General features: G+C 73.0%; 19 protein-coding genes. 9 read left to right on the plus strand and 10 right to left on the minus strand.

Translation table 11 applies throughout. The annotated features are described in order from the left end of the window. Positions 1 to 152: 152 nt before the first annotated feature. The 9 genes from OG435_RS29575 (at position 153) to moeZ (ending at position 11,597) form a co-directional block, all read left to right on the plus strand. Positions 153 to 1,892: an ABC transporter substrate-binding protein gene (locus OG435_RS29575; protein ID WP_266880974.1), complete on the plus strand. Its 1,740-nt coding sequence runs from the start codon at positions 153 to 155 to the stop codon at positions 1,890 to 1,892. After that, a complete protein-coding gene (locus OG435_RS29580; RefSeq protein WP_266880975.1) occupies positions 1,889 to 2,872 on the plus strand; it encodes an ABC transporter permease in 984 nt (327 codons plus the stop codon). The genes OG435_RS29575 and OG435_RS29580 overlap by 4 nt, the downstream gene beginning before the upstream one ends. Beyond that, a complete protein-coding gene (locus OG435_RS29585; RefSeq protein ID WP_266880976.1) occupies positions 2,869 to 3,861 on the plus strand; it encodes an ABC transporter permease in 993 nt (330 codons plus the stop codon). The genes OG435_RS29580 and OG435_RS29585 overlap by 4 nt, the downstream gene beginning before the upstream one ends. Beyond that, on the plus strand, positions 3,858 to 5,564 hold the full coding sequence (locus tag OG435_RS29590) for a dipeptide ABC transporter ATP-binding protein (RefSeq protein ID WP_430625710.1): 1,707 nt from the start codon (positions 3,858 to 3,860) through the stop codon (positions 5,562 to 5,564). Before OG435_RS29585 ends, OG435_RS29590 begins: the two co-directional genes overlap by 4 nt. 187 nt (positions 5,565 to 5,751) lie before the next feature. Next, on the plus strand, positions 5,752 to 7,563 hold the full coding sequence (locus OG435_RS29595) for a DUF3492 domain-containing protein (RefSeq protein ID WP_266882194.1): 1,812 nt from the start codon (positions 5,752 to 5,754) through the stop codon (positions 7,561 to 7,563). Then, on the plus strand, positions 7,560 to 8,477 hold the full coding sequence (locus tag OG435_RS29600; RefSeq protein ID WP_266880977.1) for a hypothetical protein: 918 nt from the start codon (positions 7,560 to 7,562) through the stop codon (positions 8,475 to 8,477). Before OG435_RS29595 ends, OG435_RS29600 begins: the two co-directional genes overlap by 4 nt. Positions 8,478 to 8,589: 112 nt before the next feature. Continuing rightward, the gene (locus tag OG435_RS29605) at positions 8,590 to 9,615 is read left to right on the plus strand and encodes an NAD-dependent epimerase/dehydratase (RefSeq protein WP_243335987.1); all 1,026 of its coding nucleotides are present in this window, start codon (positions 8,590 to 8,592) and stop codon (positions 9,613 to 9,615) included. Then, positions 9,603 to 10,355, plus strand: a complete 753-nt coding sequence (locus OG435_RS29610; protein WP_266880978.1) for a spherulation-specific family 4 protein — start codon at positions 9,603 to 9,605, stop codon at positions 10,353 to 10,355. The genes OG435_RS29605 and OG435_RS29610 overlap by 13 nt, the downstream gene beginning before the upstream one ends. A gap of 63 nt (positions 10,356 to 10,418) precedes the next feature. Next, positions 10,419 to 11,597, plus strand: coding sequence for an adenylyltransferase/sulfurtransferase MoeZ (gene moeZ / locus OG435_RS29615; RefSeq protein ID WP_266880979.1), 1,179 nt, complete (start codon positions 10,419 to 10,421; stop codon positions 11,595 to 11,597). Between the two features lie 90 nt (positions 11,598 to 11,687). Here moeZ and OG435_RS29620 read toward each other — a convergent pair whose 3' ends face one another. The 10 genes from OG435_RS29620 to narH all read right to left on the minus strand — a co-directional run bounded on the left by OG435_RS29620 (position 11,688) and on the right by narH (position 24,742). Next, on the minus strand, positions 11,688 to 13,268 hold the full coding sequence (locus tag OG435_RS29620) for an alpha/beta hydrolase (protein WP_266880980.1): 1,581 nt from the start codon (positions 13,266 to 13,268) through the stop codon (positions 11,688 to 11,690). Positions 13,269 to 13,358: 90 nt separating this feature from the next. Continuing rightward, the gene (locus tag OG435_RS29625; RefSeq protein WP_266880981.1) at positions 13,359 to 15,893 is read right to left on the minus strand and encodes an ABC transporter permease; all 2,535 of its coding nucleotides are present in this window, start codon (positions 15,891 to 15,893) and stop codon (positions 13,359 to 13,361) included. A gap of 73 nt (positions 15,894 to 15,966) precedes the next feature. Then, positions 15,967 to 16,749: an ABC transporter ATP-binding protein gene (locus tag OG435_RS29630; protein ID WP_266880982.1), complete on the minus strand. Its 783-nt coding sequence runs from the start codon at positions 16,747 to 16,749 to the stop codon at positions 15,967 to 15,969. A 154-nt stretch (positions 16,750 to 16,903) separates the two neighbouring features. Next, the gene (locus OG435_RS29635) at positions 16,904 to 18,151 is read right to left on the minus strand and encodes a HAMP domain-containing sensor histidine kinase (protein WP_323187950.1); all 1,248 of its coding nucleotides are present in this window, start codon (positions 18,149 to 18,151) and stop codon (positions 16,904 to 16,906) included. 5 nt (positions 18,152 to 18,156) lie between these two features. Further along, positions 18,157 to 18,900, minus strand: a complete 744-nt coding sequence (cseB, locus tag OG435_RS29640) for a two-component system response regulator CseB (RefSeq protein ID WP_266880984.1) — start codon at positions 18,898 to 18,900, stop codon at positions 18,157 to 18,159. A gap of 165 nt (positions 18,901 to 19,065) precedes the next feature. Next, positions 19,066 to 20,445, minus strand: coding sequence for a protoporphyrinogen oxidase (gene hemG / locus OG435_RS29645; RefSeq protein WP_266880985.1), 1,380 nt, complete (start codon positions 20,443 to 20,445; stop codon positions 19,066 to 19,068). Positions 20,446 to 20,512: 67 nt separating this feature from the next. Next, the gene (locus OG435_RS29650) at positions 20,513 to 21,772 is read right to left on the minus strand and encodes a TIGR04053 family radical SAM/SPASM domain-containing protein (RefSeq protein ID WP_266880986.1); all 1,260 of its coding nucleotides are present in this window, start codon (positions 21,770 to 21,772) and stop codon (positions 20,513 to 20,515) included. Continuing rightward, a complete protein-coding gene (narI, locus tag OG435_RS29655; protein ID WP_266880987.1) occupies positions 21,769 to 22,494 on the minus strand; it encodes a respiratory nitrate reductase subunit gamma in 726 nt (241 codons plus the stop codon). The genes OG435_RS29650 and narI overlap by 4 nt, the downstream gene beginning before the upstream one ends. Beyond that, the gene (gene narJ, locus OG435_RS29660; RefSeq protein ID WP_266880988.1) at positions 22,494 to 23,201 is read right to left on the minus strand and encodes a nitrate reductase molybdenum cofactor assembly chaperone; all 708 of its coding nucleotides are present in this window, start codon (positions 23,199 to 23,201) and stop codon (positions 22,494 to 22,496) included. The genes narI and narJ overlap by 1 nt, the downstream gene beginning before the upstream one ends. Positions 23,202 to 23,212: 11 nt before the next feature. Beyond that, complete coding sequence (gene narH / locus OG435_RS29665; protein WP_266880989.1) at positions 23,213 to 24,742, minus strand: nitrate reductase subunit beta; 1,530 nt, start codon at positions 24,740 to 24,742, stop codon at positions 23,213 to 23,215. Positions 24,743 to 24,745: the final 3 nt, after the last annotated feature.

Consider the following 24,745-nt stretch of genomic DNA (forward strand, 5'->3'; position numbering starts at 1 on the left):
CCCGGGGCTTCCAGCCCGCAGGTGCGGCTTCTTCCGCTCTTCCGTCCCCGCCGTCGGCACGCCGCCGACCGCTCCGACGTGGACCGCTGCCCCTCGCGTGGCCTTTTCGGTATCTCCTTCACTTCCCTTCCCGCCCGAGAGGTCCCTTTCCCATGGCCCGTCAGTCCCTCATATCGCGCCGCGTGGCCGCGGTCGCCGTCAGTGTCGTCCTGGCCGGGGGCGCCGCCGCCTGCGGGCCCAAGGACGGCGCGGACAAGGCATCCGCCGGTGACAAGCCGGGCGCCGCCGGGGCCGCCCCGCAGAAGGGCGGCACCCTGACCGTCCTCAACAACGAGCCGCAGACCGACTTCGACCCGGCCCGCCTGTACACCTCCGGCGGCGGCAACGTCCCCTCGCTCGTCTTCCGCACGCTCACCACCCGCAACCGCGAGGCGGGCCCGGCCGGCGCCAAGGTGGTGCCCGACCTGGCCACCGACCTCGGCAAGCCCAACGCCGACGCCACCGAGTGGACGTACACGCTCAAGGACGGGCTGAAGTACGAGGACGGCTCGCCCATCACCACCGCCGACATCAAGTACGGCATCGAGCGGTCCTTCGCCGCCGAGCTGTCGGGCGGAGCCCCGTACCTGCGCGACTGGCTGGTCGGCGGGGAGTCGTACGAGGGCCCGTACAAGGACGGCGGCAAGGGGCTCGACTCGATCGTCGTGCCCGACGCGAAGACGATCGTCTTCAAACTCCGCAAGCCCGAGGGGGAGTTCCCCTTCCTCGCGACGCAGACACAGTTCGCGCCCGTGCCCAAGGCCAAGGACACCGGGGTCAAGTACGAGGAGCACCCCGTCTCCTCCGGCCCGTACAAGGTCGTCAAGAACGACAACGACGGCGAACACCTCACCCTGGAGCGCAACGAGAACTGGGACGAGAAGACCGACGAGGAGCGCAAGGCCTACCCGGACAAGATCGACGTCCGCTCCGGGCTCGACGCGGCGGTCATCAACCAGCGCCTGTCCACCAGCTCCGGCGCCGACGCGGCCGCCGTCACCACCGACACCAACCTCGGACCGGCCGAACTCGCGCAGATCGGGGGCGACAAGCAGTTGAGCGCGCGCGTCGGCACCGGGCACTTCGGCTACGTCAACTACCTCGCCTTCAACCCGAAGGTCGCCCCCTTCGACAACCCGAAGGTCCGCCAGGCCATCTCCTACGCGATCAACCGCACCAGCGTGATCAACGCGGCCGGCGGATCCGCCCTCGCCGAGCCCGCCACCACCTTCCTGCCCGAGCAGGAGGCCTTCGGCTTCGCCCCGTACGACCACTTCCCGGCCGGCAAGACCGGAGACCCGGCCAAGGCCAAGGAGCTGCTGGCCGAGGCGGGCTACAAGGACGGGCTGACCATCACGCTCACCCACTCCAACGCCCAGAACCGGCAGACCAGCCCCGAGGTCGCCACCGCCGTGCAGCAGGGCCTCGCGGCCGCCGGGATCACCGTCAAGCTGGAGGGGCTGGAGAACAACGCCTTCAACGAGAAGCGCTGGGACGTCAAGAACACCCCCGGCTTCTTCCTCTCCCGCTGGGGCGCCGACTGGCCCTCCGGCGCCCCCTTCCTCGCGCCGATCTACGACGGCCGGCAGATCGTCACCAACGGCAGCAACTACAACCACGCCCAGCTCAACGACCCGGCCGTCAACGCCGAGATCGACGAGATCGCCAAGCTGACCGACCTCGCGGCGGCCGGCAAGCGCTGGGGCGCCCTCGACAAGAAGATCGGCGAGCAGGCGCTCGACGTACCGCTCTTCCACCCGGTCTACAAGCGGCTCGTCGGCAAGGACGTCAAGAACGTCGTCATCAGCGACTGGACCGGCGTCCTCGACATCTCGCAGGTCTCGGTCAAGTGACGCTCCTCGCCCAGCAGTCGGCGGCCGGGCCCGGGGTCAGCGCCCCGGGCCCGGCCGCCGACCGGCAGGTCTGGCGGCGGCTGCGGACCCGGCCCTCGGCCGTGGCCGCGGCCGCCGTCCTCGCGCTGCTCGTCCTGCTCGCCCTCACCGCGCCGCTGTTCGCCCACCTCACCGGCCAGGACCCGAACGCCTACCACGACGAGCTCGTCGACTCCGCGCGAGGGGGCGTCCCGCTCGGCTCCTTCGGCGGGATCTCCGGCGAGCACTGGCTCGGCGTCGAACCGGGCACCGGCCGCGACCTGTTCACCCGGCTGCTCTACGGGGCCCGGATCTCCCTGCTCGTCGCGCTCGGCGCCACCTTCGTCCAGATCCTCGTGGGCGTGGGCGTCGGACTCGCCGCCGCCCTCGGCGGCCGGTTCGCGGGCCAGGTCGTCAGCCGGTTCACCGACGTGATGATCGCCCTGCCCCTGCTGGTGATCGCCATCGCCCTCACCGCGATCGTCCCGGCCGGGTTCCCGCGGCCGCTGCTGCTGATCCTCGTCATCGGGCTGCTCGACTGGGGCGGCGTCGCCCGGATGGTGCGCGCCCAGACCCTCTCCCTCAAGGAGCTGGACTTCGTGGACGCCGCGCGGCTCTCCGGCAACGGCACCCTGCGGATCGCCCGCCGGGAGCTGCTGCCCTCGCTGGCCGCGCCCGTCATCACCCTCGCCGCGATCAAGGTGCCCACCGCCATGGTGGTCGAGGCCTCGCTGTCCTTCCTCGGGGTCGGCGTGAAACCGCCCACCCCCTCGTGGGGACAGATGCTGTCCAGCGCCCAGACCTGGTTCCGCGCCGACCCCACCTACGTCCTGCTCCCCGCCGGACTGCTCTTCGTCACCGTGCTCGCCTTCACGGTGCTCGGCGACGCCGTCCGTACGGCCCTCGACCCGCGCGAGGACTCGCGGCTGCGGGTCGGCACCAGAAAGGAGCGCAAGGCGTGACCCGCTTCGTGCTCAAACGGACCGGCGGCGCACTGCTCGTGCTGCTCACGCTGTCCGTCGTGATCTACGCCCTGTTCTACCTCGCCCCCGGCGACCCCGCCCGCCTCGCCTGCGGGGAGCGCTGCAACCCGGCGCAGATCGCCCAGGTGCGCGAACAGCTCGGGCTGAACGAGTCGGTGGTCGCGCAGTACCTGCACTTCCTCCAGGGACTGCTGGTGGGCCGGGACTCCTCCGGCGGCGCCGGGATCGTCCTGCACTGCGACGCGCCCTGCCTCGGATTCTCGTACCAGAACGACCAGCAGGTCACCGAGCTGCTGCTGGAGCGGCTCCCCGCGACCCTGTCGCTGGCGCTGGGCGCGCTGGTGATCTGGCTCGTGATCGGCGTCGGCACCGGACTGCTGTCCGCGCTGCGCCGCGGCGGGTTCACGGAGCGGGCACTGACCGTGCTCACCCTCGCCGCCACCGGCACCCCCGTCTTCATCCTCGGGCTGCTGCTGCTCATGGCCGTCTGCGCCTACCTCCAGTGGCTGCCCTTCCCGACCTACGTACCGCTCGGCGAGGACCCCGAGCAGTGGGCGTGGAACATGCTGCTGCCCTGGGTGACCCTCGGCTTCTTCGAGAGCGCCAAGTACGCCCGGCTGAGCCGCAGTTCCACCCTGGAGACGCTCGCCGAGGACCACATCCGCACCTTCCGCGCCTACGGGGTGGGGGAGCGGGCCATCGTGACCCGGCACGCCGTGCGGGGCGCGGTGGCCCCGGTGATCGCGCTCAGCGCCGTGGACTTCGGCACGATGGTCGGCGGCGCCGTGCTGACCGAGTCGCTGTTCGGGATCCCCGGACTCGGCAAGACCCTCATCGACGGCGTACGGGTGGTGGACCTGCCCGTGGTGGTGGGCGTCGTGCTCGCGATCGGCGCGGCCGTCGTGCTCGCGGGCGTCGTCGCGGACGTGCTGTACGCCGTCGCGGACCGAAGGGTGGTTCTGTCGTGACGCACGCTCCGCTGGTGGACGTCACCGGCCTCACCGTCGAGTTCCCGGTCGGCCGGCCGGGGGAGTACGTACGGGCCGTCGACGGGGTGTCCTTCACCCTGGAGCCCGGCCGTGCGCTGGGCATCGTGGGGGAGTCGGGAAGCGGCAAGTCGACTGTCGCGGCAGCTCTGTTGGGGCTGCACCATGGGACCGGCGTGCGGCTCGGCGGCACCGTCCGGGTCGGCGGCACCGACGTGGGCACGGCCTCGGCGGGGCAGCTGAGGGAGCTGCGCGGGGCCGTCGCCGCGATGGTCTTCCAGGACCCGCTGAGCTCCCTGGACCCGTACTACGCCATCGGTGACCAGATCGCCGAGGTGTACCGGGTACACGCTCCCGTATCGCGGCGTGCGGCCCGGGCCCGGGCGGTGGCGGTGCTCGACCGGGTGGGCATACCCGACGCGGTACGCCGCTCCCGGGCGCGGCCGCACGAGTTCAGCGGGGGCATGCGGCAACGGGCCCTGATCGCCATGGCGTTGGCGTGCGAACCGAAGCTGCTGATCGCGGACGAGCCGACCACGGCGCTGGACGTCACCGTCCAGGCGCAGATCCTCGACCTGCTGCACGGGCTGCGGGAGGAGCGCCGGCTCGGGCTGCTGCTGGTCACGCATGACGTGGGGGTCGCGGCGGAGAACGTGGACGCGGTGCTCGTGATGCGGGACGGGGCGGTGGTGGAGCGGGGCCCGGTGGAGTCCGTGCTGTCGGCTCCGGCCGATCCGTACACCGCGGCGCTGCTGGCGGCGGTGCCGCGGCTCGACGCCGTGCGGGTGCCCCGGCCGGGGGCTGCACGGGCACTGCCCGTGCCCGCGCCTCAAACTCCCCCAGCTACCGCTGGGAGGGGCACCCGGACGGGGCTGGATTTCCCCGTCGTCGAGGCCTTCTCGCTCCGGAAGGAGTTCGGCCGCGGGAAGCGGCGGGTGGAGGCCGTGGGTGGGGTGTCGCTCGCCGTGCGGGGCGGGGAGACGCTGGGGATCGTCGGGGAGAGCGGCAGCGGCAAGAGCACGCTCGGGCGGATGCTCGTCGGGCTGCTGGAGCCCAGCTCCGGGCAGGTCCGGCGGGACGGGGCCGAGAGCGCCGGGGTGGTGCCCGGGGTGCAGATGGTGTTCCAGGACCCGGTGTCCTCCCTCAACCCGCGCCGCTCCGTCGGCGAGTCCATCGCGGACCCGCTGCGCGCGGCGGGGGAGCGGGACCGGTCGGCGATCCGGGCCCGGGTCGGCGAACTGCTGGTCCGGGTGGGGCTGGAGGAGGCGCACTACGACCGGTACCCGCACGAGTTCAGCGGAGGCCAGCGCCAGCGCGTCGGCATCGCCCGGGCGCTCGCGCCCAGGCCCCGGCTGATCGTCTGCGACGAGCCCGTCTCGGCCCTCGACGTGACCACGCAGGCGCAGGTCACCGCCCTGCTGGCGGAGCTCCAGCAGGAGCTCGGCATCGCGCTCGTCTTCATCGCGCACGACCTCGCGGTGGTGCGCCAGGTGAGCGACCGGGTCGCCGTCATGCGCGGCGGGGTGATCGTGGAGGAGGGCCCCGTCGACGAGGTCTACGACCGGCCGGCGCACGCCTACACCCGGGAGCTGCTGGCCGCCGTACCGTCCCTCGATCCCGCCCTGGCCGCCGGCCGCCGGCTCGGCCGGCGCCGCTCGGAGGGAGTCCTCGCGGGGGCCTCGTAGACCGGTCCTCAGTAGTTCTTAGCGTGCTCGAACGCGAACCGTACGGGAAAGTTACGACTCTTCACCCCTTCCGGTGGCGCGACGGACAACCGTCCGTCGCGCCTTCGGCATATCCGCTTGAGTTCGTATCCGGCGGGTCGCCGGACCGACGGAGACCGCCTGAAACGGGAGATCGGGGGTGCCACTCGTGCGGATCGGACTGCTCACGGAAGGTGGTTATCCGTATGCCACGGGGGAAGCGAGGCTCTGGTGCGACCGGCTCGTGCGCGGGCTTCCCCAGCACGAGTTCGAGCTCTACGCCCTGAGCCGCAGCGCCGAACAGGAGGAGCGCGGCCGGGTGCCGCTGCCCTCCCACGTCACCCGGGTGCGGACCGCCCCGCTGTGGGCGCCGGCCGACGACGGGCGCAGCTACCGGCGCCGCGAGCGCCGTCGCTTCGCCGCCGCCTTCACGGAGCTGGTCCGCGGGATCTGCGGAGCCGACCCCGCGCGGTTCGCGGACGGGCTGTACGGGCTGGCCGCCCTCGCCTCGGACCAGGGCGGGCTGTACGCGGCACTGCGCTCCGAGACGGCCGTACGGGCGGTGGAGTCCGCCTGCCGCGCCCCGGAGGCGAGCAGGGAAGTGCAGCGGGCGCAGGTCGCGGACCTGCTGGAGTTCGTGGACGAACTGGAGCGGATGCTGCGGCCGTTGTCCCTGGACTGGTACGAGGACCTGCGCGAGGTCGACGTCTGCCACGCGGCCGCGGGCGGGGTGGCGGCGCTCCCCGGGCTCCTGGCCAAACGCTTCTTCGGAGTGCCGCTCCTGGTCACCGAGTACGGGGTCCAGCTCCGGGCCCACTACCTCGCGCAGTCCGCCCGGGACGAGCGGCCCGCCGTACGGGCCCTGCTCGCGGCGTTCCACACCCGGCTGGCCGGCGAGATCTACGCCCAGGCCGACCTGCTCACCCCCGGCAACGCGCACGCCCGGCGCTGGCAGGAACGATGCGGGGCCTCCCGCGAGCGGCTGCGCACGGTCTACCCCGGGATGGAGGCGGACCGATTCGCCGCGGTGGGCGAGGACCCGGCGTGCGGGGACCCGCACACGCTCGTCTGGGTCGGCCGGGTGGACCCCGCCAAGGACCTGATCGCCCTGCTGCACGCCTTCGCCGAGGTGCGCAGGGCCGAACCGCACGCACGGCTGCGGATCTTCGCGACCGCGGGCGGATCGGGCGACCAGGCGGTCGGCCACGGCTACCTGGCCGACTGCCGCTCGCTCGCCGCTCAGCTCTTCCCCGACGAGGCCGCCGACGCGCACGCGGTCGGCGAGAACCCGGTCACCTTCGAGGAGATCGGCGGACCCGACGTGCCGTCACCGGCCGACGCGTACGGCTCCGGGCGGGTGGTGGTGCTCTCCTCCGTCATCGAGGGCTTCCCCATCACCCTGGCGGAGGCCATGTTCTGCGGCCGCGCCACGGTCTCCACCGACGTCGGCGCCGTCGTCGAGGTGATCGGCGGGACCGGGCTCGTGGTGCCGCCGCGCAATCCGCGTGCGCTCGCCGAGGCCTGCGTCACGCTGCTGCGGGACCCCGAGCGGGCGCAGCGGCTCGGGTCGGCCGCCCGGGCACGGGCCCTCGAACTCTTCACCGTCGAGCAGAACGTCGCCGCCTTCGAGGACTCCTACCTGCGGCTCCTGGCCCACGGCCCGGCCCGGCCCGACGACGCCGGGGTGCCCTTCGAGCAGCCGCCCGAGGCCCGGGTCCCGGGCCACTGGGCCACCCCGACCTGGGCCACCCCCCACCCCGTGCCCGTGCCCCCGTCGCCCGCCGCTTCCGAGGGCCCGGCCCCCGGCCCGGCCGACGCACCGGCCCCGGAGGGCGCCGCCGACGCGCCCCCGGACCCGGGTGCGCCGCCGGACCCGGGCGCGGCCCCCGGCCCCGCCGACGGCTCCCGCCCGGGCGCGGACCGCGTCATGGTGCCCGCCGCGCGGGCCGCGCACACCGCCGGTTCGGAGGCCTCCGCGTGACCGTGCCCCTGGACGAAGCCGTCCCCTCCCTGGACCCGCCCCCGCCCCCGCCCCGCAGGGCCCGCTCCGGCGGGGATCCCGTCAAGGCGCTGCTCCACCGCCACCGGGAGCTCTGCGAGCACGCCGTGGACCCGCTGGAGATCGCCGCCGGGCTGGAGGCGCACGGCATCACCGACCGCACCGCCGCCCGGTTCCGCCACCGGGACGTCTTCTCCCTCGCGGAGGAGCTCTACGCCCGGACCGCCCGCGACGGCGCCCCGCCCGCCCCGCCGGCCGGGATCCCCGTCCACGCCAGGGCCGTACGGGGCTTCGGCTACGCGCTGCTGCCCGGGGCCCTCGCCCTCGGCGCGGCCGCCGCCGGGGTGCCCTGGGCCGGAGCGCTGGCGGTGCTCGTCACCGTGGCCGCGCTCGGCCGGCCCGGCCGGGCCGCCGGGGGCCGGTTCCCCGCCGCCGTGTACCTGCTGGCCGCCGCCGCCCTCGGCTGGGCCGTGCACCGCCACGGCACCCCGCTCGGCGTCGCGCTGGCCGTGGCCGCCGCCCCGGGACACCTGGCCGGCTCCGTCTTCGCGGCCCGCGCCCGGCGCAGGCTCGCCGGGAGCAGGGCCCTGGAGGACTTCGCCGACGGGGTGAGACCGCTGCTCCTCGGGACGCTCGCGCTGTACACCGCGGCCGCAGCGGGAGCGGCCGTCCTGGCCGGGGCCCCGCCGGCGGTGGCCGTACCGCTCGCGGTGCTGCTCTTCCTGACCCGGCTGCTGCTCGGTCACGGAGCCCCCCGCGGAGCCCTCGCGGCGGCCCTGGCCCTCGTACTCGCCCTGCTCCCCGTCCCGGCGGCGCCGTTCGCCGCCGCGGTGGGAGTGCTCGTACCCGCCGTCCTCGCGCTGTCGCGGGCATCCGCGCACGCGCAGCGGCCCTGAAACCTTCGGAAGCAGACACCGAAGCGCCGTACCCCCTACCACCCCGATCCACCCATCCAGCAAGGAGAAACAGGGACATGACCGGCCAGCCAACCAACCAAGGGGCCGCGCGATGAGGGTGTTGCTGATCGGAGCCAACGGATACCTCGGGCGCTACGTCGCGGACCGGCTGCTCGCCGACCCCGCGGTCCAGCTCACCGCGCTCGGCCGCGGCGACGACGCCGACGTCCGCTTCGACCTCGCCACCGGCAGCCCCGGGGCGCTCACCCGGTTCCTCGACGCCGTCCACCCGGGCGTGGTCATCAACTGCGCCGGAGCCACCCGGGGCGGCGCCCGCGAGCTCACCCGGCACAACACCGTCGCCGTCGCCACGATCTGCGAATCGCTGCGCCGCAGCGGCTGCGGCGCCCGGCTCGTCCAGCTCGGCTGCGCCGCCGAGTACGGGCCGAGCCAGCCCGGGTCCTCCACGGCCGAGGACGCCGTGCCCAGACCGGGAGGGCCGTACGGAGTCAGCAAACTGGCCGCCACCGAGCTCGTGCTCGGCTCCGGGCTGGACGCCGTCGTGCTGCGGGTCTTCTCGCCCGTCGGCCCCGGCACCCCCGCCGGATCCCCCCTCGGCCGGCTCGCCGAGGCCATGCGGCGCGCGATGCAGTCCGGGGACGGCGAGCTCAAGCTCAGCGGGCTCGGCGTCCAGCGCGACTTCGTCGACGTACGGGACGTGGCGCGGGCGGTGCACGCCGCCTCGCTGTCGGCGGCCCAGGGCGTCGTCAACATCGGCACCGGCCGGGCGGTCCGGCTGCGCGACGCGGCCGCCGTGCTGGCGCGGGTCGCGGGGTACGGAGGCTCGCTGCACGAGATCGACGTACCGCAGCACGGACAGCACGCCCAGCACCCGCAGGCGCACGGGCACCCCGGGCGGCCCGCCGGGCTCGCCGCCATCGGCTCCCCGCGCTCCGAGGCCACGGCCGAGCAGCTCGCCGCCGCGACGGCCCAGCCGCCGTACCCCTACCCGGACGGCTGCGGAGCCTGGCAGCAGGCGGACGTCCGTACCGCCCGCGACCGGCTCGGCTGGCGGCCGCGGATCAACCTGGAGGAGTCCCTCGCGGACATCTGGATGGAGGCGGCGTGCCGCATCTGACCACCCCGTCGGCCGCCGGCCAGGCGGCCACCGAGGCGGGCCGGCTCGGTTTGGGGGTACCCGGGTACGCGCATCCGCTGCTGGCCCCGGTGGAGTGGGCCGAGCTGACCCGGCCCGGCACCCCGCTGCACTGGGCCGTCCTCAACGTCACGGACGGGCCGGGCGGCCGACCCGACCCGCACTGCACGGAGGCCGCCGCGAAGCTCCGCGGCTCGGGCGGGGCGGTCCTCGGGCATCTCGCGATGCGAGACGGTGAGCGGTCCTTCGGGGAGCTCGTCTCCGACGCCCACCGCTTCCGGGACTGGTACGGGGCCGACGGCTTCTACCTCGCGGACGCCCCGGCCGGGAAGGCGGAACTGGACTCCGTACGCCGGGTCGCGGAGACCCTGCGGGGGCTCGGGGACGGCCTGCGGATCGTCCTCGGGCACGGCACCCATCCCTACGAGGGGTACACGGAGACCGCCGACCAACTGGTCACCTTCTCCGGTACCTGGACCGACTACCGCTGGTCGCAGGTGGCGGAGTGGACGGCGGACCATCCGCCGGAGACGTTCTGCCACCTCGTGCACGGAGTACCGCGCACGCACCTGGAGGAGGCGCTGCGGATCGCCCGCTGGCAGGGTGCGGGGACCATCTGGTTCACCGACCGGCGCGGGGCCGCGGACCGGGATCCCTGGGCGTCGATGCCCGGGTACTGGGACGAAATCGTCTCGCGGATCGGACCGGGTGTCTCGGAATGAAGGAGGGCGTGGCAGTGTTACGGGAAGAACCACCGTTAAGACTTAATCATCTACGGAGTCCCCGTGTCGCTGCCACCCCTGGTAGAGCCAGCTGCTGAGCTCACCGTTGACGAGGTCCGTCGGTACTCCCGCCACCTGATCATCCCCGACGTGGGGATGGACGGCCAGAAGCGCCTGAAGAACGCCAAGGTGCTGGCCGTGGGCGCGGGCGGCCTCGGCTCGCCCGCCCTCATGTACCTGGCCGCGGCCGGTGTCGGCACGCTGGGCATCGTGGAGTTCGACGAGGTCGACGAGTCGAACCTCCAGCGCCAGATCATCCACAGCCAGGCGGACATCGGCCGTTCCAAGGCCGAGTCGGCCCGCGACAGCGTGCTGGGCATCAACCCGTACGTGAACGTGGTCCTTCACGAAGAGCGGCTCGAAGCCGACAACGTGATGGAGATCTTCAGCCAGTACGACCTCATCGTCGACGGCACGGACAACTTCGCCACGCGTTACCTCGTGAACGACGCCTGCGTGCTGCTGAACAAGCCGTACGTCTGGGGCTCGATCTACCGCTTCGACGGTCAGGCCTCGGTCTTCTGGTCCGAGCACGGTCCGTGCTACCGCTGCCTCTACCCGGAGCCGCCCCCGCCGGGCATGGTCCCGAGCTGCGCCGAGGGCGGCGTGCTGGGCGTGCTCTGCGCGTCCATCGGGTCCATCCAGGTCACCGAGGCCATCAAGGTCCTCACGGGCGTCGGCGAGTCGCTGGTCGGCCGGCTGATGATCTACGACGCCCTGGAGATGCAGTACCGCCAGGTCAAGGTCCGCAAGGACCCCGACTGCGCGGTCTGCGGTCCGAACGCGACCGTCACCGAGCTCATCGACTACGAGGCCTTCTGCGGCGTCGTGTCGGAGGAGGCCCAGGAGGCCGCGCTCGGCTCGACGATCACTCCCAAGCAGCTCAAGGAGTGGATCGACAACGACGAGCCGATCGAGATCATCGACGTCCGTGAGATCAACGAGTACGAGATCGTCTCGATCCCCGGCGCGAAGCTGATCCCCAAGGGCGAGTTCCTGATGGGCACCGCCCTCCAGGACCTGCCGCAGGACAAGCGCATCGTCTTGCACTGCAAGACGGGTGTCCGCAGTGCGGAGGTCCTCGCGGTCCTGAAGTCCGCGGGCTTCGCGGACGCGGTCCACGTCGGCGGCGGCGTCATCGGCTGGGTCCACCAGATCGAGCCCGAGAAGCCGGTCTACTAGCAGCCGGTCCACTGGCAGTCACCCGAAGGGGCCGTCCCTCGCTCGCGCGAGGTACGGCCCCTTCGGCGTGTTCCGGCGTGCTTGCGGGGTCTAGACGGGCGCGGTCGGCGTCGGAGACTTCGACGCCGTGCAGACCGTGCCCGCGCCGGGCACCTTTCCGTCGAGCAGGTAGGAGTTCACGGCCTGCTGCACGCACGGGTCGCCGCTGTTGTAGGCGCCGTGCCCCTCGCCCTTGAAGGTGAGCTCCACGCCGACCCCGGGGCCGAGCCGCTCCACCATCTTGCGGGCGCCCTCGTACGGGGTCGCCGGGTCACCGGTGTTGCCGATCACCAGGATCGGCGCCGAGCCGGGGGCGGAGACGTCCGGGGTGTTCCAGGCGCCGGCGACGGGCCAGTCGGTGCAGCCCATCATGGCCCAGCCGAGGAAGTCCCCGAAGACGGGCGAGGCGGCGCGGAACTCCGGCAGCTTCGCCTTGGTCTGGGCGAGGGTGTACCGGTCCTTGGAATCGGCACAGCTGATGGCGGTGTTGGCCGATCCGATGTTGCTGTAAGTGCCCTTCGGGTCGCGGCCGTTCAGCGCGTCGGACATGGCGAGCAGCAGCTGCCCCTGGCCGCCGTCGGCCTCGTCCAGGCCCTGTTCCAGCAGGGGCCAGGCCTCCTTGGAGTACAGGGCGAAGGCGATGCCGTTGGTCGCGGAGTCCTCCGTGAGCAGCCGGTCGCCGGAGCCGGGGATGGGCTTGACCGCCAGCTCCTTCTGGAGCTTGATGATGTTCGCCTCGATCTCCTTGACGGTGCTGCCCTGCAACTGGCAGGAGTCGCCGCGGTTCACGCAGTCCTGGGCGAAGTTGTCGAGCGCGAGCTGGAAGCCCTTGGCCTGGCCGAGGGCGCCCTCTTCGGAGTTCTTGGTCGGGTCGACCACGGCGTCGAAGACGGCCCGGCCGACGTTCTTGGGGAAGAGGTGGGCGTAGACCCCGCCCAGCTCGGTGCCGTAGGAGATGCCGAAGTAGTTCAGCTTCTCGTCGCCGAGGGCCTGGCGGAGCCGGTCCAGGTCCCGGGCCGCGTTCTCGGTGCCGACGTGGGGCAGCACCTTGCCGGACTTCGCCTCGCAGGCTTCCTTGTACTTCTTGGAGGTGGCGAGGAACTGCTTCTCCTCCTCCGGGGTCGAGGGGCTGGAGTCGGCGGCGTAGTAGTACGCGTCCAGCTGCTTGTCGTCCTCGCACAGCACGGGCGCGCTGCGGCCGACCCCGCGCGGGTCGAAGCTGACCAGGTCGTACCGCTCGCGCAGGGCGCCGTAGTCCTTCGCCGCACCGGGCAGGGTGCTGATGCCGGAGCCGCCGGGGCCGCCGAAGTTGAAGACGAGCGAGCCGATCCGCTTGTCCTTGTCGCGGGCCTTCGCCCGGATCAGGGCCAGCGGGATCGTCTCCCCCTCCGGCTCGGCGTAGTCGAGGGGCACGTCGAGGACGGCGCACTGCCAGTCCTTGCCGGGGACCTGCCCGACTCCCTCGGCGGGGGTGGGGGCCTGGCACTCGCCCCACTTGGGCTTCTTGATGCCCTGCGCGGCGCCGTCCTTGCCCCTCTTCTCCTTGCCTCCACCGTCGGAACAGGCACTGGTGGCGAGCAGTGCGGCGGCGGTGGCGGCGGCAGCGGCGACCCGCAAGGCGTGTGTGGGCATGTCTTCATCCTGTGCGCGTGTCGCGCGCCCCGCCCCCGCGCTGACCCATCCGGGTCATACGGGCCGTGTGGGGGCGGGGCGCGCGAGCGGTCACTGGGCGGCCGTGGCGGCGGGGATGTCGACGCCGGCGGCCCGGCGGGCCGGCCAGAGGGAGGCGAGCAGGGCGCCCGCCAGGGCGAGCAGCACCCCGAGGGCCAGCTGTCCCCAGGGGATGACCAGCGCGTATCCGGCGACGCTCTCCTGGAGGGTGTTGCCGAGGGCCCAGCCCATGAAGACGCCCATGACCGTGCCGACGGCCGCGCCGAGGGCGCCGACGAGCAGGGCCTCGATGCGGATCATCCGGGTCACTCCGGCGCGGTCCAGGCCGAGGGCGCGGAGCGTGCCGATCTCCTTGCGGCGTTCGAGCACGGACATCGCGAGGGTGTTGGCGATGCCCAGGGCGGCGATCACCAGGGCCATGCTGAGCATCGCGTAGAAGATGTCGAGCTGGTCGCCGATGCCGCTGGTGTCCTCGGCCCGGATGGCCTCCTTGTCGAGGACGGACAGGGCGGGGTTGTCGCCGAGCGCCTTGACCACGCTCGCGAGCTGGGCCCGGCCGGGTCCGCCCGCGGTGGCCACGACGATCGCGTCGGTGTGCGGGGTGGAGTCGAAGCGGGCGACCAGGGAGTCGGGTGCGGTGATGCTGGGCAGCACCTTGCTCTGCTCCTCCGCGTGGTAGATCGCACCGATGGTGACCTCGCCCTGCTGGTCCAGCCGCTTCACGGGGAGGCTCTGGCCGACCTTCCAGCCGTTGGCCCGCGCCTTGTAGTCGGCGACGGCGACCTTGCCCTGGCCGAGGCTGTCGAGGGAGCCCGAGGTCACCTCGTAGCGCAGCAGCCGGCCGATGGCGGCGGGGTCGACGCCGGTCAGGACGGAGGGGACGCCGCCGATCCGGTACTCGGTGGACTGGTTGAGCGGGCTGAAGGTGGCGCCCGACAGCTTCTTGAGGGGCTCGGCGGTGGCGGGGGTCATCCGCTGCCCGCCCGAGGGGGCCTGCACCAGGTAGTCGCCGGTGATGTCGCGGGTGGTCGCGCCGTCGAGGTACTGGGTGGCGGAGGCGCCGAGGACGGACAGGCCCGAGGCGAGCGCGAGCGCGATGGCGAGCGCCGAGGCCGTGGCGCCCGTACGCCGGGGGTCGCGCACGGTGTTGCGGGCGGCGAGGTCGCCGTGCACCGGGCTGAAGCGGAGCAGCAGCGGGCGGAGCAGGGCGGTGAACGGCCGGGACAGCAGCGGGATGAGCGCGAGCGCGCCGGTCAGGGTGAAGGCCGCGCCGAGGGCGATGACGGTCCGGGCGTCCTTGGTGTCCGACGCCGTGAGGGCTCCGTACAGGGTCATGGCCGTTCCCGTGAGCAGGAGGGCGGCGCCGATCCCGGTGCGCAGGGACCCGGCCCGCGCGGGCGCGGCGGGCTCGGCGGCGCCGAGGGCTGCGACGGGCGGGATGGCCATGGCGCGGCGGACCGGCACCCAGGCGGCGATCACGGGCAGGGCGGTGCCGACCAGCAGCGCGATGATCACCGTGGAGGGCAGCAGGGTCAGCGGGGCGTCCGGGCTCTCGGCGGAGGAGAAGAGGGCCTGGAGCAGGGCGGCGACCCCGGTGCCGGCCACGATGCCGGCCACGGAGGAGATCAGGCCGACGAGGACGGACTCGGTGAGCAGGATCCGGCGGACCTGCTTGCGGGTGGCGCCGACGGCCCGCATCAGGGCCAGCTCACGGGTGCGGCGGGAGACCAGCATCGTGAAGGTGTTGGAGATCAGGAAGGTGGCCACGAACAGGGCGACCGCGGCGAAGCCCACCATGATCTGGCTCATGGTGTCGCTGCCGGTGGAGGCCATGTTCGCCTGGATCCGGGCGAGCTGGGCGCCGGTGACCGCGGTGGAGTCCTTGGGGATCACCGCCTGGACCCGGCCGAGGAGCTCGGTCACGTCGGTGCCGGGTGCGGCCGTGATCTCGATGTCGGTGTAGTGGCCGGGTTCGAGGTACAGCCGCTGGGCCGTGGCGTTGTCGAACAGCGCCAGACTGCCGCCGGGGGAGAGCTTCGAGGCATCGGTGTGGAAGACGCCGCTGAGCCGGTAGGACTCGGCGCCGGTGCTCGTACCGATGCGCACGCTGTCACCGATGCGGTAGCCGCCCTTGGCCGCGGAGGCCTCGTCGAGGGCGACGGACTTGGCGTTGACCGGGCCGGATCCCTCCTTGAAGGCGTAGGCGGGGTCCTTTCCGTCCTTGGCCGGGGCGAAGTTGCCGCCCTTGCGGAAGTCGGCGCTGCCCAGCAGCCGGCCCTCGGGGTCGGCGACGGCGGCGAAGCCGCTGACCCGGCCCGCCGCGGCGGCGACGCCGGGGACCTCGGCCAGGGCGGCCGCCGTACGGGCGTCGAGGGTGCCGGGCGGGCCGCCCGGAACGCCGTTGGGCGAGACGTTGAGGGAGATGCGGTCGTAGCCGGCGCTCGCCCGGTCGGTGTTGGCCTGCTTCTGGCTGTCGCCGTAGACGAGGCTGCCGGTGACGAAGGTGACGCCGAGCATGACCGCGAACACGGTCATCAGCAGGCGGGCCTTGTGCGCGAGCACGTTGCGCAGGGCGGTACGGAACATGGGATGCGGATCCTGGAGGGGCGGGCCCGGGGGAGCGGGCGGGCGGCTGGTTCGGTGCGGGGGCGCGGAGGGGTCAGCTCGTGCGCGAGCGCGCGTCGAACGCCTTCATCCGGTCCAGGACCCGCTCCGCGGTGGGCCGTGCCATCTCGTCGACGAGGTGGCCGTCGGAGAGGAAGACCACGCGGTCGGCGTAGGAGGCGGCGACCGGGTCATGGGTGACCATGACCACGGTCTGGCCCAGCTCGCGCACGGAACTGCGCAGGAAGCCCAGGACTTCGGCTCCGGCACGGGAGTCGAGGTTTCCGGTGGGCTCGTCGCCGAAGATGATCGCGGGCCGGGAGACCAGGGCCCGGGCCACCGCCACGCGCTGCTGCTGCCCGCCGGAGAGCTGGGCCGGGCGGTGCGAGAGCCGGTCGGCGAGTCCGGTCATCGACACCACGTGGTCCAGCCACTGCCGGTCGGGCTTCCGGCCGGCGATGGTCAGCGGCAGGGTGATGTTCTCCAGCGCGGTCAGCGTCGGCAGCAGGTTGAACGCCTGGAAGATGAAGCCGATCCGGTCGCGGCGCAGCCGGGTCAGCTGCTCGTCCTTCAGGGAGCCCAGCTCGGTGGTGCCGATGCGGACGGAGCCCGAGGTGAAGGAGTCGAGCCCGGCGGCGCAGTGCATGAGCGTGGACTTGCCGCAGCCGGAGGGGCCCATGATCGCGGTGAACTCGCCCTCGCGGAAGGCGATGTCGACCCCGTCGAGGGCGACGACCCGGGTGTCCCCGGTGCCGTAGACCTTCGAGAGGCCGGTGGTGGCGGCCGCGATGCCGGTCGGCGCGTGGTGCGGGTGCGGGGCAAGGGGGGCGGCGGTCACGGGGACTCCTCTTCGGGTGCGGGAACTGCACTCCGAAGGGTGTCGGGGGGAGGTATCGGCGGCCCGGGCCACGGGGTATCGGGGGCCGCTCCGGTCTGTATCGATCTTGTAGCCATCGGGCGCTGCCCGGCTGCCCGGCCGCCTAGAGGGCCGGTCAGGCCGGCAGGCGCAGGACGGCCACGGCGCCGCCGTCCGGGGCGTTGCTGAAGCGGAGTTCGGCGCCGAGCACCCGGGCCTGGCCCACGGCGATGGTGAGGCCCAGGCCGTGGCCCGTACCGCGCTCCGCCGCGCCCGTCTGGAAGCGGCGCGGGCCGTCGCGCAGCAGGTGCGGGGGGAAGCCGGGGCCGTGGTCGCGTACGACCACCGTACGGTCCTCGACCGTGACCCGTACCGGGCCCTTCCCGTGCCGGTGGGCGTTGACGACGAGGTTGCCGACGATCCGCTCGAGGCGGCGCGGGTCGGTCTCCACGTGCTCGCCCTGCCCCGTGACGTCGACCTCGGTGGTCAGGCCGGTGCGCGTCACCGCCTCGGCCACGACCGCGCCGAGCGGAACCCGGGCGTGGACCGGGAGTTCGGCGCCCGCGTCGAGCCGGGAGATCTCCAGCAGGTCCTCGACGAGGCCGCGCAGATCGCGTACGCGGGCCCGGAGCAGGTCCTCGGTCTCCCCGGGCGGGAGCAGGTCGGCGGTGACGAGCAGGCCGCCGACGGGCGTGCGCAGTTCGTGGGCCACGTCGGCGGTGAACCGGCGCTCGTCGCGCAGGCGCCGGCTGAGGGTGTCGGCCATGCGGTCGACGGCCACGGCGATGTCGGCCACCTCGTCGCCGCCCCTGGTGGGTCCGGTACGGGCGTCCAGGTCCCCGGCGGAGATCCGGACCGCGGTCTCGGAGACCCGCCGCATCCGGCGGCCCAGCACCTCGGCCCCGAAGGCCGCCAGGGGGGTGATGACCGCGAGGGCGATCAGCGAGGCCACCGCCATGGTCAGGTCGAGCCGGTGGAGCTCGCGGAACTCGGTGTAGTTGGTGATCTGGACGGCCAGCACGGGGCTGCCGGGACCGCTGACCCGCTGGGCGCCCCAGACGGTCGGGTCCGTGCTGCCGGGGACGTTCCCGCCGTAGGACACGTGCGGGTCGTCGTCGATGGGCTTGCTCAGCGCGTAGGGGAGGTCGGCCGGGTCGAGGCGGGCGTCGCTCGTGAGGGCCCCCGACCGGCGGTAGACGTCCGTCGCCGAGATCACGTCGTCGCGGGCCTGCCGTTCGGCCCGGTGCCGGATGTCGTGCTTGGTCCAGACGTGCACCAGCAGGCCCACCACCAGTGCGACCAGGCAGGCCGTGGCCGCGGCCAGAGCGGCGATCTTCCAGTGCAGGGTCACCCGGGGCCGCCGCGGCTGCTCGAAGGCGGGCACCGGGCTCAACGCCTGAGCTTGTAGCCGAAACCGCGGACCGTTTCGATCCGGTCCCGGCCGAGCTTGCCGCGCAGCCGCTGCACGCACAGGTCCACGACCCGGCTGTCGCCGTCCCAGCCGTAGTCCCAGACGTTGCGCAGCAGGGTGTGGCGCTCCAGCACGATGCCCGGGTGCGCGGCGAACTCCAGCAGCAGCTTCAGCTCGGTCGGGGTGAGCGCCACCGGGGTTCCGCCGACGGCCACGTCCAGGCCGCCGGTGTGGATGGTCAGGTCCCCGAAGGTCAGCAGCTCGCCCTCGGACGGTCCCGCCGTGTCGGCCGCGGGCTGGCCGGCCGCCGCCGCGGCGGGGGCGTAGGTGGCGCGCCGCAGCAGTGAGCGGATGCGGGCCACGAGCACGTTGGTGTCCACGGGCTTGACCACGTAGTCGTCGGCCCCGGCCTCCAGACCGGCGACGATGTCCAGCCCGTCGCCGCGCGCCGACATCATCAGGACCGGGACCAGGCTGGTCTCCCGGACCTTGCGGCACAGCCCGATCCCGTCGAGGCCGGGCAGCATCACGTCGAGGATCAGCAGGTCGAAGTCCTCGTCGCGGAAGTTCTCGAGGCCGGTGAGTCCGTCGGCGGCGGCCCGCACGGTGTACCCGTAGCGCTCCAGGGAGACGGTGAACGAGCGGCGCATCAGCTCGTCGTCCTCCACCAGCAGCACGCGGACGGGCCGCGGGGAGGCGGGAGCCGGGGCGGGGGAGGACACCTAGGAGGACTCCTGTTCGGCGGACGGGTACCTGTGAAGAACGATAGGGCCGTGGCAGGCGCGAACGCGCAGGCCACGGCCCCGGGGGTCGAACGGATGGAGAGCCGAGCGTCCGCCGATACCCGCCCGATACGAACGAGGACCGGGCGGCCCTGCGGCTGGGACCTACGGCTGGGCCAGGATCTGCTTCGCCGCCGCGCGCCCCGTCGCGACGCAGGCGGCCACGCCCACGCCCTCGTACGCCGCTCCGCACAGGGCGATGCCGGGGAGCTTCCCGGCGGCCTCGCGGATGCGGGCGACGCGCTCGCGGTGCCCGACGCCGTACTGGGGCAGGCCCCGGTCCCAGCGGGTGACGCGGGTGGCCAGGGGTTCGCCCATGGGGCCCACCGCGTGGTGGAGTTCGGCGATGGCCGAGCGGACCAGGTGGCGGTCGGGGCGGCTGAGCAGCTCGTCCTCGCCGATGCGGCCGATGGAGGCGCGGAGCACGAACGTCTCGGGGGCCGAGTCGTGCAGCCAGGACCACTTGTTGGAGAGGAAGGAGGCGGCCTTCAGGGTGTGCCCGTCGACCGGCGGGACCAGGAAGCCGTTGCCCTGGGGGAGGAAGTGGGCCTGGGCGCGGGAGAAGGCCATGGTGATGACGGCCGTCGAGGCGTGCGGGATCGAGGAGAGCTCGGCCTCGGCGAGCGGGGAGTGCGGGCGCAGCAGCTCCGCCGCCGCGAAGGCGGGCAGGGCGAGGATCACCGCGTCGGCCTCCATGGTCAGCGCGCCGTCGCCGGTCATCGCCTGGACGCGCCAGCGGCCGCCCGCGCTCTGCTGGAGCGAGCGGGCGGTCGTCCCGGTGAGGATGCGGGCTCCGCAGGCTTCCGCGACGGCCGCCGGGAAGCGCCCGGTGCCGCCGACGACGCCCTGGACGGCCACGGCCCCCGAACGGGGTGCGCCCGCCGCGCGCATCCGGCGCAGGGCCGGGAGGAGCGGGGTGCCTTGCTCGGCGAGGGCCGCGATGCGGGGCATGGCCGCGCGCAGCGAGAGCCGGTCGGCGAGGCCGGCGTAGACGCCGCCCAGCATGGGTTCGATGAGCCGGTCCACGGCCTCCTGGCCGAAGCGGCCGGCCAGGTACTCGGTGACCGAGCAGTCCTCGGTGAGCGGGGTGGCGGGGAGGGTCTCCTCGGCGGCGACCCGTGCGACGCCCTCGGGGGAGAGCAGTCCGGTGCCGACCAGCGCGGAGGGGTCGGTGGGGACGCCCATCACGTGTCCGGCGGGCAGCGGGCGCAGGGCGCCGTTGGTCCAGATGGTGGTGGCGGCCTTGGCGGGATCGCAGAGGGCCTCGCCGAGGCCGACGGCGGCGGCCAGTTCCACGGCCTCCGGGCGCAGGGCCATGAGGGACTCGGCGCCCTCGTCGACGGTGATGCCGGCGATGGTGCCGGTCCGGAGCTTTCCGCCCACCTTGGCGTGGCTCTCCAGGACGGTCACGTCGGCCTGGCCGCGCAACTGCCACGCGGCGGCCAGACCACTGATCCCGCCACCGATGACGATCACTGAACGCATTGTGTTCTCCCGTGGCCGCGGCCGTGGTCGATATATTCCCACATGAAACTTATGTGAGCGGAGTGGTTCAGCGCCTCATGCTTTCGGCCAGAGCCCTGATCTCCTCCTGATACGGGAAGCTGCCGGGCTCGTACGCGCAGTACGGGTCCGCTTCCAGCACGTCGCGCGTGAAGCCGTACGCCCGTGAGCGCGACCCCCCGCACACCGTCTTGAACTCGCACGCCCCGCACTTCCCGCGCAGCAGCGACGGGTCGCGGAGCTGGGTGAAGAGCGCCGAGCCCCGGTAGATCTCGGTCAGCGGGTGGTTCTTCACGTTGCCCGCCGAGAGGGGCAGGAAGCCGCTGGGGTGCACCTCGCCGGTGTGCGAGATGAAGACGAAGCCGCGGCCCGAGGAGACGTCCATGGGCGGCCGGCGCACGGCCCGCCGCTCCCCGTCGAAGACGCCCAGCTCGAGGGCGCGGGCCGAGAGGCGCTCGTACAGGGCGCCCAGGACGGGCTTCTCGCCGCGCGCGTCCAGGACGGTGCGCTGCAGGACGACCCGCCGGAAGTGGTGGCCCTCCGTGGTCTTGGTGGCCATCACCGCCCCGCAGTCGTACAGGAAGTGCAGGACGTCCTCGATCTCCGCGGCGGTCAGGGAGTCCAGCTGTTCCCCGCGCCCGGTCGGGACCAGCACGAAGCCCGACCAGAGCATCGCGCCCTCGCGCTTGACCAGCGCGGCGATGTCGGCCAGGTCCTCCAGGCTGTCGCGGGTGACCGTGGTGTTGATCTGCACCTTGAGCCCGAGCTCGCGGGCGGCCCGCCAGCCCTCCAGCGTCCAGTCGTAGACCCCGGGCACCCCGCGGAAGGCGTCGTGCCGCTCGGCCGTCGAACCGTCCAGGGAGAGCGAGAGCGCGATGGCTCCCGCTTCCCGCACCGCTACGAGGTTCTCCCGGGTCAGCGTCGGCGTACCCGACGGGGACACCGCGACCCGCAGGCCGAGCGAGGTCCCGTACGCGACCAGGTCGGTGAGGTCGGAGCGCTGGAAGGGGTCCCCGCCGGTGATCACGAAGAGCGGGCTGGGCTTGCCGAAGGCGGCGATCTGGTCCATCACCCGGCGGGCGTCCGCCCCGTCGAGCTCCTCGGGGTGGCGCAGGGTCTGCGCCTCGGCCCGGCAGTGCAGACAGGCCAGCGGGCAGGCCCGGGTGGCCTCCCAGATGACGATGAAGGGCCGGTCGGAGACCGCGTGGCGGGGGCTGCGGACGACGCTGTGGGCGGGGCGGGGATGCGCGGGACCGGGGCGGGAACCGGCGCGGTCGGTGCGGTCGGTGCGATCCGTGCGGGGATTCACGAGACACGCTCCCAGCCGCGCTTGCTCGCGCGGTTGGCCAGCTGCTTCGGGTCCCGCTTGCGGTAGACCACGTACGGCCGGAACAGGTACTTCAGCGGCACCGAGAACATGTGCACCAGGCGCGAGTACGGGATCAGCGCGAACAGGACGAAGCCGAAGACGATGTGGATCTTGAAGGCGAGCGGGGCCGCCGCCATCAGGTGGTAGTCCGGGGTGAAGGTGAACAGGCTGCGGAACCAGAGCGAGATGCCGTCGCGGTAGTTGTACCCGTCCATCATCCCGGCCGAGTTGAGCATCGTGGCCGTCAGCCCGAGCACCATCGCGCCGAGCAGGAACGAGTACATCAGGTGGTCGCTGCGCAGCGTCGCCCTGCGCACGGCCGGCACCTTGAAGCGCCGGTAGACGAGGATGCCGATGCCCGCGGCGGCGGCGACGCCCGTGAGCGTGCCGGTGCCCAGTGCGATCAGGTGGTAGGCGTGGTCGCTCACGCCCACGGCGTCGGTCCAGCTCTTCGGGACGAGCAGACCCACGACGTGGCCCAGGACCACGAAGAGCATGCCGAAGTGGAAGAGCGGCGAGCCGATGCGCAGCAGCCGCGACTCGTGCAGCTGCGAGGAGTGCGTGGTCCAGCCGAACTTGTCGAAGCGGGCCCGCCAGACCGTGCCCGCGATCAGCAGGGCGATCGAGACGTACGGGAGTACGCCCCACAGGAGGAGGTCCATCAGGCGGGCATCCTTTCGGAGGCGGCCGCAGCGGCTCGGGCAGCCGTCGTGGGCCAGGGGAGGTCGGTCGGAGTGGCCGACGGGAAGTCGGCGGGCATGTCGAGGCCCGGCCCGAAGGGCTCCAGCGCCGAGCCCGCGCCCACCAGCTCCTGCGGCGGCCCGTTCCGCGCGAGGGCCTTCGCCTCCGCCTTGGTCTCGGGGGAGGGCCCGGGCAGGGTCGCGCAGACGGCCTCGAGGACCCGGGCGTACGGGGACCCGGACTCGGTGAGCGCCAGCCGCAGCAGCTCCAGCCCGGCCCGGTGCTCCTGGAGCAGCTCGGTGCCGGCCTCCTCCTCGCGGGCGGCGAACTCCAGGGCCACCGGCAGGAAGTCGGGCAGTTCCGTAGCTGCGAACTCCAGCCCGAAGTCCCGGTAGATCCGCTTCAGCCGGACCAGGGACAGCCCGCGCCGGCGGGTGTCGCCGTCGACCCACCAGGTGAGGTAGAGGCAGCGCCGGTTGCGGGTGTCGAAGGTCGAGGTGTACTGGGAGCACAGCTCGATCGGGGTCTGCACCGCGGCCTCGTCGAGGAACGCCCCGAGGAGTCGGGCCGGTTCGGCGGGCGCCCCGGCGAGGGCCGCACGGAGCCGCGGGAGTTCGTCGTGGAAGTAGTCGCCGGGGTACTGCAGCACGCAGCCCGCGACCAGCCGTACCAGTGCATCGCCACTCATCGGCTGCCGGATCACGGACGCCTCCTCGTATCACCGAGATTGAGCATCACCCGGGGTTCGGGCAGCGCGCCGACGGGGCAGCCCTGATCCACGTCGTTCAGCGGGTGGGATTCGGCGAGCGCGTCGGCGTCGGCGCGGGCGGCGCTGGGGATGACGAAGCGGTCCTCGATCTTGGCGATGGCCAGGAGCCGGAACATGTCCTCCATCTCCTGCCCGGACAGCCCGACGGCGTTCGCGATCGACTCGTCCCGCTCCTCGCCCAGGTTGACCCGGCGCATGTAGGCGCGCATCGCGGCCATCCGGCGCAGCACCGCCTCCACCGGCACGGTGTCGCCGGCGGTGAGCACGGCGGCGAGGTACTCGACGGGGATGCGCAGGGACTCGATGGCGCCGAACAGGTTCCCGGCGTCCTCGCCGTCGCTGCCGGTGGCGGCGACCGCCTCGACGACGGGGGAGAGCGGCGGGACGTACCAGACCATCGGCATCGTCCGGTACTCCGGGTGGAGCGGGAGGGCGACCTGGTAGGTGGCGATCAGGTCGTAGACCGGGGAGTTGCGGGCCGCGTCGAGCCACTCGTCGGTGATGCCGGCCGCGCGGGCGGCGGCGATCACGGCGGGGTCCGAGGGGTCCAGGAAGCACTCCACCTGGGAGGGGTACAGATCGTGCTCGTCCTCGACGGCGGCGGCCTCGGCCACCTTGTCGGCGTCGTAGAGCATCACGCCGAGGTAGCGCATCCGGCCCACGCAGGTCTCCGAGCACACGGTCGGCATGCCGACCTCGATGCGCGGGAAGCAGAAGGTGCACTTCTCGGCCTTGCCGGTCTGGTGGTTGAAGTACACCTTCTTGTACGGGCATCCGGTCACGCACATCCGCCAGCCGCGGCACTGGTCCTGGTCGACCAGGACGATGCCGTCCTCCTCGCGCTTGTACATCGCGCCGGAGGGGCAGGAGGAGACGCACGCGGGGTTGAGGCAGTGCTCGCAGACGCGCGGGAGGTAGAACATGAAGCTCTGCTCGAACTCGAAGCGGATCTTCTCGCCGACCTCGTCGCGGATCTTCTCGATCATCGGGTCCTGCGGGGCGTGCGTGGGCGCGCCGCCGAGGTTGTCGTCCCAGTTCGGACCCCACTCGATCTTGTCGATGGGCTCGCCGGTGAGCTGGGAGACGGGCCGGGCGGTGGGCATGTCGTCGCCCGCCGGGGCCTCGGTGAGGTTCTTGTACTCGTAGGTCCAGGGCTGGTAGTAGTCGTCGATCTCCGGCAGGTCCGGGTTCGCGAAGATCTTGCCCAGCTTGGCGAGGCGGCCGCCCGCCTTGAGGCGGAGCTTGCCGGAGCGGGTGCGCTCCCAGCCGCCCTTCCACTTCTCCTGGTCCTCCCAGCGGCGCGGGTAACCCTGGCCGGGGAGGGTTTCGACGTTGTTGAACCAGACGTACTCGGTGCCCTGCCGGTTGGTCCACGCCTGCTTGCAGGTGACCGAGCAGGTGTGGCAGCCGATGCACTTGTCGAGGTTCATGACCATCGCGACCTGTGCCATCACGCGCATGTT

Source organism: Streptomyces sp. NBC_01264 (genome assembly GCF_026340675.1).
Lineage (GTDB): Bacteria > Actinomycetota > Actinomycetes > Streptomycetales > Streptomycetaceae > Streptomyces.